Below are 13,391 nucleotides of genomic sequence, written 5' to 3'. Positions count from 1 at the left end.
GAGCTTTCTGACAAGTATAAGTGCGTACTGGGGATGAGATATTATTCTGCGCAAGATCGTATGATACATTTGAAGGGGAAGTTAATTGAGTTTGGTCACTCAAATATTAACTTCCTCCAACTCATTCGTTAATTTAACCGAGCGGCTAAATAGCACATTGCTTGAAAATAGCCTTTCAGGTAAACTTGCAGGTCTTAATAAGTTCCTATGGTAGTAAATGAAAATGCTGAAGGTGATGCGAATGCATTAGTTCCGGACTTGAAAGGATTGGAAATCCCTGCAGATTGGTTAGAACAAAATACAGGAACGTCTAAGAAAACTGATCCTGTGGATTTAGCCTATTTAGAACAACTTGCTAATCAGGTAATGAATCTTGAACCAATGACATATGATAGTTGGCATCAGGCTCTACTTTCAATCTATTCTAGAATCAATAATGTTGCGCACAAAGGGGCTCAAGCACTATGGATTAGCTTCCTTCGAAAAGGTATGTTGAGCCTTCAGCATTTGATTACTAATACAACATCTGCAACTATTGCCACAGAGGTAACTAAACTAGTAGAGCAAGAATGGTCACCCATTGTGGATGCTCCTGAGGCACATCGTGCCAGTATATATTGGCACATGGGAAGTCCAGCTAGTAGATGGTATTGCGATTTAGCACGTATGTTATCTGGACACGCTGGTATAACTCAGGAGTTTATAGTGCAGTTAGGAGAAGAAATGATTGAACTTGTCTGCAAACCCTTTGAAAGAGTAGCACATACAATTGATAGAGATGATAAATCTATAAGTCATATAACGGAGGGAGTTTTTCAAAGTATCGAAGGTGCCAGACTTGGGTCATTTCCTTCCCCCGAAGCTTGGGCTGCTGTTGGACCTCGAGTTAGAGAGAAAATTGCGCACATTATGGAACAATTGTGCAGTGAAAAGGTGGAATAGTTGCTATGGTCAATCCCACACTGCGTCCTACGAGCTAACACGCTACCAGAGCAGGTGACAAGCCCGCTCTCTCTTCTTTCATGGCGATCTCTTTGATGAGCACCTTCCTCCCATCCCGCACTTGGTGATACACATTTGTAGCAAAAGAAACCCTGAAATTGAAGAGCGTGTAACCACTGTCCCCGCGCCCACCAAGAGTGGATGGCTTACTAAAAAGAAGGTGAGGATGTTTGATTGTGTAAAATTGGTCACCAAATAAGCCGAGTTTAGCTTCACAGGACGGCTCTTTTAACAGCCTTTGCATAATTGGTCAAAGCTGTTCATATATGCTATCATTTGAACTAAAATTACAATTTGAACATGGCAAAAAAATTCATTCTTTCCGATACTCACTTTGGTGAGCTAGAGCGTCCTAAGGATCAAGTTAGAGCAATATCTAGTTTCGTAGAACACGCTGCAAATGAAGATGGCGAATTGATCTCTGTCGGAGATTACGTTGAACTAGGACCTGTAGCCAACTTAGGAACTGTTCGCCGCGAGATAGGAAAGGTACTAGGGCCACTCACAGCTTATCAAAAGCGCACTGGACGATCGATCCAAGTAGTAAGAGGAAATCATGACCCCAGTCTCACCAATGACCTAATGGAGAGTGAACTAACACCAGGACTGAGACATCAAATTCATCGTACCATGTTAATTGACGAAGCTGATGGCGTGACGGTGCATCATGGAGATCTAGTAGATACAAAAACTGGAAAGCTGGAACATTATCTATCTACCTACCAAGGTAAGAATGTTGCGGATTTGATAGAATTTTTTGAAGAAAATAATACCGCTGAATTAAGTGAGTATGCTAAAGATCGGTTAGAGTATCATGGACGAAATATGATCTTTGTTTGGGACATCATGAGGATTCTACAAAAATTTGGTGTTTCATTGGATACTCAGTTAAAAGTCTTCGATTATCTATCGAGTAAGTCATTTAGAAATACAGTACAAGCAAGTGTAGATGCTAAAAAAGTACTACCTGGTGCGCCAGCTGAATTTATTTTCAACACATGGCTACTTAACCAGGCTAATGCTTGGGCAGTAGTACAAGGGCACACACACATTCCATCACATATAAGATGGATTGATACCGAAACTGCCCGTTCAGGTGTTATTGCCAATACAGGTTCTATTTATACATCAGCTAGGGCTCCTACAGCATTAATACTCGATCCTGAAAAGAGAAAAAGCACATTGTTAGCTTTTAGAAATGATGCTTGGCGAGCTGAAGACGTTATGACACCTGCAGGACAAAATAGAGTCTTTGTACCAAAAGATTAACTTTTACGGACTACTAATGTGTCGCCAAGAGGGCAGGAGAGCCAGTCTTCTCTTCTTTCATAGCGATCTCTTTAATCAGCACTTTCCTGCCATCTCGCTCTTCATGGTACACCTTATTCACAAACAAAAGCCTAAAATTAAACAGTGTGTAACCATTGCCCCCGCGCCCACCACGAATATTGGCTCAGGAAAAGAACAAAAGCCTCACTTTAAATATTAAGCTCATTTATTAGCTAGGGCTAATTTACTATGCTTAAATGCTCATGCACGATTCGCCAATTGCCATCTATCCTCTTGAGCACATTCAAACCGCGACCTTTGAAGATTCTTTTCTTGCCATCAACAACTCCCTCTGACTTGAAAGTATACGAACAAACAGAATTCCAATATGTCGCGATGATCCACTTTATGTTTGCGATTGAATAAGTTTCATTTTGAATCTTTGCCCACGTTTCCTCAAAGGCTTTTTGAATATCTTTTTTTCCTTCGTATGTACCGTTCGTGAACCAAAAAGCTGCATCATTAGCGACCAGAGGTGCAACATTAGCAAAATCACAGCTATTAGCAGCTTTCTCGTATGCTTCTAAAAACGTATTCAACTCATTTCGTAGTTCTATGGTGTCATCAATGGTTATTGCTTCACCTTTTTTGATTGTGCGTAGAGCAAAGTCGCCCATTTTATCTAAATCTGGATATGTACTTGGATTCTCAGAGTGATTTACATAACGAGCAGGATTAGGAAAGAGATAAATTTTACCCCAGAAAGAGTGCGTCCATTCTCGATCACTAATAGGCATCACATTAAATTCATCCTGTGTCAGCTCTTTCAGATTGTACGGAACCACAAGTTCCCCCTTTTTAAAATCTCGTGCCGCATAAACACCTTTACCAGCAAGTTTGCCTTTACCTACGATTACGTCATGAGAGTTATTCATATTGAAGATTATCTTTTTCACAGGAAATCCGTATTTACCAGCACATTACTACTAACCAGACCTAAACGGTAGTTAGTTCAATCCCATACCGCGCGCTAGTAACCAATAGGGAACTTATACAGTAGGAAAGCTAGCCATTAGCTCCTTCACAGCAACTTCTTTTATTAATACTTTGTGACCATTACGGATGGTATGGTAGATATTTTTCACAAACACAAGCCTAAAATTAAACAGCGTGTAACCATTGCCCCCGCGCTCACCACGGTTATTTGGCTCAAGATAAAGAGCATCCTTGATTTTGACGTGTAGATATTGAACGTATCAACCTGGCATGAAACAATGTACATTGAATTAACAATTTTCATGTCCTATCCTATCGATTTAGTTGAAGTTGGTGACACCATTACATATACTTCCGAACAACAGAAAAATAGTAATTTCATGGGTATCTCAGCAAAAGTTTTAGAGAAAGAGAAATTAGTTGATGGCAACTATCGTATTTTAGTTGAGGTTGAGAAGAATGTTGAAGGTGAAAAAGTGGTAAAGGAAATAACACCAGCACAGATTGTTGACAGCATAACTCGTACTCTTAAAGATAAGAACTAAAGACTTAAAGAGGTTTATTATAATCTAACTAAGCAGAAAAATCCCAGCAGTAACAAAAACAGCAGCAATAAATTTCTTGCCCAGATTCTCTCTCTCCTTCAAGAATATAATTGCGAGCAAAACTGTCACAATGACTGATGCCTGTCGTATTGTTCCAACTTGAGCAGTATTGCCTCCATATGTAAGTGCTAGTAGATACAGCACTCCTTGTGTAGCACTAAAAACTGCAAGTGGGAGCATCTTTGCTAAAAAGCTTGGTTGCACGAGGGATTTCCATTGTCGAAGTACCTTTGGATAAAAAACTAAGATACAAAGTCCACTGAGAAAATTAGAGTAGGCGCTATACGCAAGTACATCATAATGCTGCACATTAGCCGAGTCAGCAACAATAGCTAAGCCTCCGAAGAAGGTCATTGCCAAAGTATAGAGAATGCCTTTGTTCAATTTGAATTCTTTTCCCAAATTAACTACTAAAAAAGTCGCTGCAAGTATCAGAATCGTTCCGAGCACATTTAATTCAGTAAATACTTGATTGAGGAAGACTAGTGAAGCGAGGATTGTAATCACAACCCTAAGACCTGAAACGATGGTTAGCTGTGAAGCTTCGACTAATTGTAAGGCCTTAAAAAGAAACACTTGGCATACACCCCATAACGCTGCTGCCAGTAACAATATATATACATTGCCACTGGATAAAGAAAAATTGGAACCGTTTATCAATCCGATAACAAGAAGCAATAATCCCAGGAGAAAGTGAAAAACGATTGTATATGAATACGGGTTGCTCTTATCGTCTTTCATTAAAGTTCGCTGGAGGATGGTAGCTGCAGAAGAGAGAAAGACGCTGAGAAGTGTAAGAGTGAACCAGGTCATTATTAAATTGATAACTTATTTCTTGGTCGAATAGTACAATTATGAAGTATTACCCACAACAGTCAGTTCAATCCTACACCGTAAGCTACTAGTTAATGCAGGACATACATAATAGGAGAGCTGTCAAAAAGCAATGACCTTATTTGTTCAAGTACTTTGCTATTTATGTATTAGTCTCGTAATGATTCCATTAGGACACGCATAGTGTCTCTATGTGTAGGGATTTGCTCCTCCCCGGTAGCATGTATTCTATTACAGGTTACTTCATGAAGAAAATCCCCTGATGAGAACGTCGCTCTTTGAGCTGATCTCACAGGACCATAATTACAATTCTGTAAAACCGCAGACGCCAACGAAAGTAAGTCTGCTGCCGGAAGTGGAAATCCAGAGTCTACTGCTCTAGTTATTCCTGTATCGACTCCTATTAATCTACTCGTTATCGCTTGTATCCAACATTCTCCTATTTCTGTTTTGTTGCAGATGAAATGAATATCGGTACTAAGCTCGGGGGTAAAGTTGCCTACTCCCATTATTCCCATAAGTTTATCGCTTCCTACAGAATAATGTACAGACAGCTTAGAGAATTCATTTGGAAGATCTCCTACTTGGGCACGAAATGATCGTGTTAAGGTATAGGTATTAGGCATGCCAACTCTTTTTTTGCCGCTGCAAGTAACTGACCAGTTCTCACAGCCTGCTTCTTTGAGCAGTCTTCTAAATCGCAATACTAATTTTGTCAGATTACTCGCGAGACTCTCTACCCCATTACCTGATCTATAGGGTACTGATTTTGTAGCTATCTTACTTTCTACTCCACCATAATACAAAATCATAACACTATTTTTAAAGGAAAAAAGCAAGGATTGCACTTTAGCCATCAATAACAAGCATTGTCAATTTGTGGTTCCTCAGATTCATTACAATATTTAGTTCAATCCCACACCGCTTCCTAGGAACGAACAGGGGACTAAACTAGCAGAAGAGCCAGCCTTCGCTTCCTTCATTGCCACCTCTTTTACAAGCCCCCTTCTGGCCATCCCACATATCATAATAGACATGATTGATAAACAAAACTCTAACATTGCACGCCGTGTGATTACTATCCCTTACGCGCATCAAAGTTAAGGATGGTAATCGGAGGCTTTCTGGTTACTTTTGGTAATGCTCGCCAAAACGATATTGACCACTCAGAGACGTTCGCAGATCGGAGAATAATATTGTGGTAATTTTTCTTAATTCATCCCAGTCACCCGAGGGCGACAAAAGAAAAACAATTGGACCGTGACTCCCAAGCATGGTATTTCTGTATGTATTACTAAGCACCAAATGAGCTCGTACAAAATCTGTAGTAGTTCCAACTAAATCTAAGACAAATAAATTACTGCCTGTCACGCATTCTTCACTTTTAGTCATTAAACTTGCTCTTATCCATGATCTACAAGCTTCCATAATAGCACCTTCTTTGCCTTCAATAGAGTCATCAGCTGGGGGTTTATAAAGATCTAATGATAGATCGGCTTCTTCAAAGTCCTTTCGCTTTTCATTCACACTCTTAAGCAATAAAGCTATAAAAGCTCTCTCCGGTATTTCAGGAGATAAATATATAAAAAAGCCGCCATCATCTGCTTGGGCTAAAGCTTGAATTAAAAAATCCAATGTTTTCCTATCTACAGGAGTAAGATCAGCGATTTCAAGAACATTTTGCTGAAGTCTGTCCATTTAAAGTAGTTTACGTATTGCGATAGCTCCACATACTGCCATAGTTATTTTTGTTTAGCAATCATCTTTTTGGTCCGTTATCAGTAGCTAATTCCTTCATAGTGACTTCTTTTATCAACACTCTTTTACCTTCTCTCATCTGGTGATAGATATTTGTAGCAAAGGCAATTCGAAAACTGAATAGCGTGTAACCATTGCCACCGCGCCCACCACTAAAGAATGGCCTACAAAAGTGGAGTAGCCATGTTTTGACTGTGCAGTAATAATACTTTCATATGCTCATCTTTACATTCGCTTTGATATCTGAGAAATTAGCTCCCAATAATTAGCAGCCGACATGACAAAGCCCAATTACGTTGCCACTATCACCGCAGCAACACACCCTCATTTATTTACTGGTGGGGGGTTAGAATATTGTCACGAGCTAGATCTACGGCATCCTTTTGCTGAAATGACAGTTTTGCGTAGCCTAGAAGGAGCTTCGAGATCGACCAGTAGAGCGCTCCTGGTAGAAATGGGTAAGGGAAGTCTTGCTGTGAGATATTGGACAGAGCTAACACCAGGTGTAAGTTTAACAGTATTTGATCATCAGTCTCATGCTGCTAGGAAAAGGTTTAGATATTCCATTGGAGAAACAATGGCTTGGGAAGGTAATCTTGAGAAATGTACAGACATGAAAGGGAGTGCGGACATTTGTTGTGATGTGAACTCTGGAGTAGGGAATGTTACGAATCTTCCGTATTTGCAAGAGTTATATAATTTGTTAAAGCCAGAAGGCACACTAATCTTGAGTCAAGAGTTTTTACCAGATTACAGGAATCAAGAGGAGTGGACATTGAGAACAGTCGCTTATTACGCCGCCATAATTACTCAGGCAATTGATAGTGAGAGATGGACACTTACCGATTGTTCTGTAGAAGCTCTGTTACAAGCTTTAATAGGTAAGAAATACCTCGACAAAGATGCACTTGTGGACTGTGTTTATAAGTATGCTCGCACAATTCATGCAGCTACCTTGTCGAAACCTGCTCGAGTTGGTCATATTATTCATAGCTTTCTAGCTGAACTATCCCAAATTCAACCGTTGAGAGCAGCAAGGCGACCAGTGAAACTAGAAAGTCCTTGTGTATTATCTGCAAATGAGTTTGAGCGACAAGCAGACACTATAGGTTTTAAAGTGCGGGAAAAAGATAGTTATGATTGGCATCTTGGAACTATTGCGGAACTAGTAGTTTACACCCTAGATAAACAGAATTAAGCTTTTTGTTTCTCTTCGTTCATAGCGACTTCTTTGATCAGTACTCTCTTGCCATCTCGCACTTCATGATAGATGCTCTTCACGAACAGAACCTGAAAATTAAACAGCGTGTAACCACTGCTCCCACGCCCACCACGATTTATGCATTTTGACAAAGCCATTTTATCTTAATACGTATTATCATTCATGCATTAGAGAGCATATGATATATTTATTTTTGATAAATTTAACATCCTGTTATGGATACACCAAACAAGAATTTGTCAGAATTACGAGAGAGTAACGAAAAAATACTTGACCCAGAACAACTAGATAATCTTTTTGAAGCCATTGGATGGAAAAGACGTGGACCTGAAAAGTGGAAAGAGGTACTTACTAAATCTTCACATGTTTTTTCAATAAAAGATGGTGACCAGGTGATTGGTATAGGACGTTTTATCGAAGATGGTGTTATGTGTATGTTCTATGACATTGGAGTTCATCCCAAATATCAAGGTCGAGGGATTGGTAGTAAAATTCTAAAAAACTTAGTTGAACAAGTGAAAGATAAAGGATATGCATCAATTGGTCTTTTTGCTTGGGAAGAAAACCCTGGTAATTTTCCTTTTTATGAAAAATTTGGCTTTGTTCGTCAGAGTTCTGGAATGGAACTGGTAAAGTATATGAAAAGAGAATAAACATTAACGACATCTTTGCTAAAAAGTCAAAAAAGTAGGAGACAGGATCGTTTTTTTCTCTTTCATCGCCACTTCTTTGATGAGCACCTTCCTACCATCTCTTGTCTGATGATACATGTCGGTACCCAAGGAAACACGAAATTTGCATTTTTATCTATATGATGGAATACCATCAGAGTACAATTGACATCAACTAGCCGCAATGTTAGCCTAAACTCTTCAAATATATAACGATCATGTCTAAACTATCTCAGTTAATTGGCATCGGCGTGTTGGCAGGAACATTGGCTGAAGGATGTCAAAAGTCTCCAGCACCAGTAAAGATTACTTTTGAGGATGCTGGTAGAGGAACTACAGCAGAAAAAAGAAATGAGATGCGAAGATTATTAGAACGGCCTACTGGCTACATACGGGAAGATTCTTTGAGACGTGCCAATCAAGCTCGAGTACTCGCTCTTCAAGCAATAGATATACAGCAACAAACAGCTGAATGTTTGCGCCGATCAGCTGCTGTTTTTTCTGGCCCCAATGGTGGAACATTAACTGCCATTGATGGCTGGAATTGGAACATTTTCACGCGCTTACAAGATGGCCCATTTCCCTATCATGCTACCCCTGCATATATGCAGAATCCAACCGATGCTGTGAATGCTTATGTAGTAGCATTAGACACTCGGCTCAACCGCTTAGCAGGGCAACGATACACAGATTATGACGTAGCTAGCGTAGCAGTAAGAGACGCTCGCGCCGATCTGGAAAACTGCCTATCTCGATACCCTAGAGACCACTAAACAAGATCGTTCTCAATTTTAGGGCTCCTAGCTTTTTCTGTTAATCCACCAATCTTCATTTTTGCTTTCAGCGAACCAGGCATCGGCAGGAGTTTGCATAATTTCTGTATATAATTGATGCGCTACTTTTGTTTTTAGCCTCTGAGCGGCATTTTTTATCATTATTGCGGCCCTTTTATTCCCTAAATCTAATTGTTCTTTCAGCGCCAGAATCCATTCGATATTATCTGCATCTTTGGCTAAAATAGCTTCTTTGCTTTGCCGAACTTTGTACTCTTTGAGAAACCCTTCTATATAGAGCCCAAAAGGGAGCTTTTGGGTGATTTCTTGGATAACTTTTTCTTCATCAACTTGAACATATTGCTGATGAACATAATTGAGATCACTGCTGCGACTTTCAGGCATATCATGCAGCAAGCACATAATGACCACTTTTGCTGTATCAACATCTCCTGCCATTTCAGCTAATGCTAACCCAACATATGCGGTGCGCTGAATATGCTCAGCCACACTTTGCGAACCAGTACCTAAAAAAGGAAAAGCACTACGAGGAGTTTTGGCCAATATACCTATTTCAAACAAAAAGTTTGCAACTGCTTGATTGCTATTATTCATGATAGAGAAAGATAAAAATAAGAATTAACCACGATCCAACCATGCCGAAAGCAAAGCTTAGTATGATGGTTAGATCTTGGTTAACAAAGCAATACAAGGTCCATAGTGTAGTACCTAGAGCAAAAATAAGCATTGCAGTAGGGGAGACGTTTTCCGCTGAGTGGTTACGGTACATTTTATATGCTTGAGGATAGTAACCAAATGACATTGCTATCCCAATAAGAAGCACTACATATTGAAAAACACTCATACTTGCTTTTTAAACATAGTGAGTATAATGCGCTATTAATTACGAACACTACTTATCAGCAAAAGCTCAGCAACAACTCAAAGGAACAGCTTGCGTGTGACACTTTCCTGTTGCCAGAAAGTAACAACTTCTAACCCAAAAGAGTTTGATTATATCCCTCAGCAAGAGTCCACAACATTTCAAATATGCCGCGCATCATAGCACTGATTACTTTGCTCTCAATCACTACCGCAGTATTTTTCTGATCAAAAGAGAAAAGAATTACTTTATCTGCGAACACATCAAAACCACCGACAATATTAAATGCCGCTGGTAACACTCTTATTTGGGAAAGTCGTGACTTTTCACTATTTAATTGAGAAAAACTTTTTACTGTCCCTATACTAGCTACTGTCGCTTTCAGCAATAAACGCGATTTTATTTTTCTTTGTAAGCGCTTACTAGAATACTCTTCGGTCCATCCTGGCACTGCTTTTCTAAAAGCGTCGCCATCACCAAAAACAAGTACTTCCGATGCCTCATTTAGCACCATTTGCAAAACCTGCTTCATGCCTTCTAATCCTTCAAACATGCGCACTCCAGGTTCACTTTGGGCAACAGTAAAAAGATAGCGCAGAGATTCTAATGATTGGGAAATGGCCTCATATTTTTCCCGTTGCAATACCAATAGTCTTTCTGGATCAGAGGCAATAACCAATAAGCCCAATTTACTTTTTACGGTGCTTATTAAGCCTAAAGATTTTAAAGATCGCATCACCTCATATGAGGCACTGCGATTTAGTTCCGCTTGCCAAGCAATCTTACTCATAGTCGCCTTACCCAACGCCAAAGATGCGAGATAAAAAGCACTTTCTCTTTTATCTAAACCACAGGCAGTTAAAACTTGTAACAATCTTGATCGCTCCATACATTCTAGAAACTAGCCATGTACTAATCTCTGTACAAGGTTCGTGGAGCGGGAAACGAGATTCGAACTCGCGACCTTCTCCTTGGCAAGGAGACACTCTACCAGCTGAGCTATTCCCGCAATTTCTCGTGAACAACCTAAGGAATTGTCGCCAGATTGTCAACTAAATACAACTGCTCTTTTTTGTTCTTGCTTTCTTCTATAAGATACACATGTATATCATTACTTTTATGAAGAGAACATATCTACGTTTAATCGGAGCAACAATCATTCTCGTTTTTTTAGCTGCCTGCGGCCTGAGTATGGCAACATATCAGGGGAATGGCTTTACAATCAAACATCCCCAAGATTGGACAGCGAGCACTAGTGATCAGACCAAGTTGGTAACAATATCCCATGCTAATCGCGAGCTACGGAGTATTGATGGGATAATTACCATACAAGGCCAACAATTGGATAATAATCCAGCCAATGCTGTGATTTCTGCCAATGAAGCGTCTCTTCGTGCCAATAGCCTCAATCAAAACTTTCAATCTGAAAGTGTCACTATTAGTGGCGAAAAGGGCGTACTCTGGAAATACGATCAAACTACTGCAGACAAGAAAACCATATACCGGCAAGGAATGTTTGCCAAAGGAGGAATTCTCTATACTATTACAGCAGCCGCAGAACCAAGCATGACTAATCTAAGTGACATTGAAGATGCAATTAAAAGCTTCACGCTCACGAAATAGTGTGCCCACTCAATTTGGCCTCGTAGTATAACGGATAGAACAAAGCCCTCCGAAGGCTGAGATAGAGGTTCAATTCCTCTCGGGGCCACCACACGAGCTCGCAAAGCGAGCAATGTGTCTCATCCTACTCCTCATCCTTTCTTAGTCTAAGGATTACTTTTACGAGCTCAAAAAAATAAAAAATAACTAATAAAAAGTTAGGAACGCTCGATATCATCGAAAACACAGACAGGGTTAAGCTACCCAGAAGTTTAGCACGTGCATGATCAAAAAAAGGATTTGTAGCATTAATAAGGGCATGGCTACATATGGGGTACGATTTTTTGCTAATAAGGCCAGTAAAATGAAAACCGGGAACACCATCAACAAGTACCTTGTATATGCCATGAACATACCGGACAAGGCGGGAACCATGCCCATTACTACGGAATACCAGAAAAAACGCTTGGGCACTTTTTTATAAATTGGCATTAGACAGAGCAAATAGGCCAGAAAGAATAATCGATCTAGAATACTTGATGTAAAGCTGTGTAAACTCCAATCTACTGTTAAAAAGTTTCTCTGCAGCCAACCACCAATATCGATTAGATTGTATATTGAATTTTCCGTAACAAAATATCTCTGGGCAATAAACCCCGCCCACGGAGAACCAGTCATCAAAGTCATAAAAAGGAGATAAGCAGAAAAACCAGCAATAGTGCCCAGTATCATTACTGCATAGTCACTCCATATTTGTCGTATCCCTTTTTGTTTGAACGATGTGGTAATCAATTCAGCCAATAGGGGAATAATAATTAACACACCTAATGGGCGACTCAATGACAATAGAAAACCCATCATGGCTGCTAAATAGTATGACTGCTTTTCCCAAAAGTAAAAAAATGCCAGAACCAGAGCAAGAAAAAGCGACTCGCTATACATTAAACTTAAGTAGAAACTGGTAGGGAATAGCAACAAAAATATGCTGCTGTAGAAAGCGATACTTTCTGTAAAGTATCGCTTCACCAAAAGAAAAAATAAAACAAGGGCAACCAAACTAGCAGCATTGGCAACTAGAAAACCAGCAATGAGAGTATTAGAAATAAATACTTTTACAGCACCGACCAAAAGAGGAAAAAGGGGATAAAAGGCATTGCTGGCAAAGTCCTGCATATAGCCCATATCCACTAAATAACTATAATGTCGTGCGTCCCAAGTACCAAAGCTTAGCCAAGGAGTCCATGATTGCACAGGCAAATAAGCTAAGTCATTGACATAACAGTGATAGCAAAAAGGCAACAAATGACCAGCCAAAAAGATGATAACAAATACTGTTACCTTGAGAATCAAGGCGACAAGTATCAGCTCTTTTAAGTGTAACTTATTCTGGAGCATAAAAAGTAGAATACGAGTTCACGGTAAGTGAAATTTTCTCCCTTGCCAAGACAGCAGCTCTTGCCGCATCGTTAATCTGCTTGATATTGCCTTTTGGGCTGAATTTTATTATGTTGCTCAGGCAAGTTTTGGGATTGTAGCTCAGTTGGTAGAGCAGTTGCCTCTTAAGCAAACGGTCCCGGGTTCGAATCCCGGCAGTCCCACCACACGAGCACCAAAGGTGCTATGTGTCTTATACTAATCCTCATCCTCGTATATTGTTATGAGGCTTTTTGAGTATATTTAAAAAGCAAGCAAACATGGGAGCCACGTCCTCATCCTGGAGAATCCTGTCTCGCGGCATAAGACTGTGGTCCCACTGGTGCTACGAATGAGTTAGTG

The 13,391-nt window shown here is 39.9% G+C and carries 15 protein-coding genes and 3 tRNA genes; 9 read left to right on the top strand and 9 right to left on the bottom strand.

What is annotated here, in order from left to right:
* Window positions 1–207 precede the first annotated feature (207 nt).
* Both HY817_03845 and HY817_03840 read left to right on the top strand, forming a co-directional pair.
* Window positions 208–942 (top strand): hypothetical protein, encoded by a 735-nt coding sequence (locus HY817_03845; protein MBI4836366.1) that lies wholly within the window; start codon window positions 208–210, stop codon window positions 940–942.
* Window positions 943–1,302: 360 nt separating this feature from the next.
* Window positions 1,303–2,271 carry a metallophosphoesterase gene (locus HY817_03840; protein MBI4836365.1) on the top strand — a complete coding sequence of 323 codons (969 nt, stop codon included), beginning with the start codon at window positions 1,303–1,305 and terminating at the stop codon, window positions 2,269–2,271.
* Between the two features lie 239 nt (window positions 2,272–2,510).
* On the opposite strand, the gene HY817_03835 is transcribed toward HY817_03840, so the two are convergent.
* Window positions 2,511–2,948: a nuclear transport factor 2 family protein gene (locus HY817_03835; protein ID MBI4836364.1), complete on the bottom strand. Its 438-nt coding sequence runs from the start codon at window positions 2,946–2,948 to the stop codon at window positions 2,511–2,513.
* Between the two features lie 621 nt (window positions 2,949–3,569).
* On the opposite strand from HY817_03835, the gene HY817_03830 reads away from it, so the two are divergent.
* Window positions 3,570–3,812 carry a hypothetical protein gene (locus tag HY817_03830; protein ID MBI4836363.1) on the top strand — a complete coding sequence of 81 codons (243 nt, stop codon included), beginning with the start codon at window positions 3,570–3,572 and terminating at the stop codon, window positions 3,810–3,812.
* Between the two features lie 24 nt (window positions 3,813–3,836).
* Here the strand turns inward: HY817_03830 and HY817_03825 are convergent, their stop codons facing one another.
* From HY817_03825 to HY817_03815, 3 genes are all read right to left on the bottom strand, one after another.
* A complete protein-coding gene (locus tag HY817_03825; GenBank protein MBI4836362.1) occupies window positions 3,837–4,685 on the bottom strand; it encodes an EamA family transporter in 849 nt (282 codons plus the stop codon).
* 170 nt (window positions 4,686–4,855) lie between these two features.
* Window positions 4,856–5,518, bottom strand: a complete 663-nt coding sequence (locus tag HY817_03820) for a hypothetical protein (GenBank protein ID MBI4836361.1) — start codon at window positions 5,516–5,518, stop codon at window positions 4,856–4,858.
* A 316-nt stretch (window positions 5,519–5,834) separates the two neighbouring features.
* Window positions 5,835–6,404 carry a hypothetical protein gene (locus tag HY817_03815; GenBank protein ID MBI4836360.1) on the bottom strand — a complete coding sequence of 190 codons (570 nt, stop codon included), beginning with the start codon at window positions 6,402–6,404 and terminating at the stop codon, window positions 5,835–5,837.
* 337 nt (window positions 6,405–6,741) lie between these two features.
* Between HY817_03815 and HY817_03810 the strand changes: the two genes are divergently transcribed.
* The 3 genes from HY817_03810 (at window position 6,742) to HY817_03800 (ending at window position 9,130) form a co-directional block, all read left to right on the top strand.
* Window positions 6,742–7,662 (top strand): hypothetical protein, encoded by a 921-nt coding sequence (locus tag HY817_03810; GenBank protein MBI4836359.1) that lies wholly within the window; start codon window positions 6,742–6,744, stop codon window positions 7,660–7,662.
* A gap of 239 nt (window positions 7,663–7,901) precedes the next feature.
* Window positions 7,902–8,339 carry a GNAT family N-acetyltransferase gene (locus HY817_03805; protein ID MBI4836358.1) on the top strand — a complete coding sequence of 146 codons (438 nt, stop codon included), beginning with the start codon at window positions 7,902–7,904 and terminating at the stop codon, window positions 8,337–8,339.
* A 236-nt stretch (window positions 8,340–8,575) separates the two neighbouring features.
* Window positions 8,576–9,130: a hypothetical protein gene (locus HY817_03800; GenBank protein MBI4836357.1), complete on the top strand. Its 555-nt coding sequence runs from the start codon at window positions 8,576–8,578 to the stop codon at window positions 9,128–9,130.
* Between the two features lie 27 nt (window positions 9,131–9,157).
* On the opposite strand, the gene HY817_03795 is transcribed toward HY817_03800, so the two are convergent.
* The 4 genes from HY817_03795 to HY817_03780 all read right to left on the bottom strand — a co-directional run bounded on the left by HY817_03795 (window position 9,158) and on the right by HY817_03780 (window position 11,022).
* Window positions 9,158–9,745: an HD domain-containing protein gene (locus HY817_03795; GenBank protein MBI4836356.1), complete on the bottom strand. Its 588-nt coding sequence runs from the start codon at window positions 9,743–9,745 to the stop codon at window positions 9,158–9,160.
* Window positions 9,738–9,995, bottom strand: a complete 258-nt coding sequence (locus tag HY817_03790; GenBank protein MBI4836355.1) for a hypothetical protein — start codon at window positions 9,993–9,995, stop codon at window positions 9,738–9,740. Before HY817_03790 ends, HY817_03795 begins: the two co-directional genes overlap by 8 nt.
* Before the next feature lie 130 nt (window positions 9,996–10,125).
* A complete protein-coding gene (locus tag HY817_03785; GenBank protein ID MBI4836354.1) occupies window positions 10,126–10,902 on the bottom strand; it encodes a hypothetical protein in 777 nt (258 codons plus the stop codon).
* 44 nt (window positions 10,903–10,946) lie between these two features.
* Window positions 10,947–11,022 (bottom strand) — tRNA-Gly (locus tag HY817_03780).
* Window positions 11,023–11,132: 110 nt separating this feature from the next.
* On the opposite strand from HY817_03780, the gene HY817_03775 reads away from it, so the two are divergent.
* Both HY817_03775 and HY817_03770 read left to right on the top strand, forming a co-directional pair.
* The gene (locus HY817_03775; GenBank protein MBI4836353.1) at window positions 11,133–11,636 is read left to right on the top strand and encodes a hypothetical protein; all 504 of its coding nucleotides are present in this window, start codon (window positions 11,133–11,135) and stop codon (window positions 11,634–11,636) included.
* Between the two features lie 16 nt (window positions 11,637–11,652).
* Window positions 11,653–11,727 (top strand) — tRNA-Arg (locus HY817_03770).
* Window positions 11,728–11,870: 143 nt separating this feature from the next.
* Here HY817_03770 and HY817_03765 read toward each other — a convergent pair.
* Window positions 11,871–13,010, bottom strand: coding sequence for a hypothetical protein (locus HY817_03765; GenBank protein MBI4836352.1), 1,140 nt, complete (start codon window positions 13,008–13,010; stop codon window positions 11,871–11,873).
* Between the two features lie 130 nt (window positions 13,011–13,140).
* Between HY817_03765 and HY817_03760 the strand changes: the two genes are divergently transcribed.
* A tRNA-Lys gene (locus tag HY817_03760) sits at window positions 13,141–13,216 on the top strand.
* Window positions 13,217–13,391 lie beyond the last annotated feature (175 nt).

The organism is Candidatus Abawacabacteria bacterium (genome assembly GCA_016207805.1).
Classification (GTDB): Bacteria; Patescibacteriota; Gracilibacteria; order RBG-16-42-10; family RBG-16-42-10; genus JACQZO01.
The sequence above is the reverse complement of the archived record's forward strand: the minus strand, read 5'-3'. Positions and strand labels throughout refer to the sequence as shown.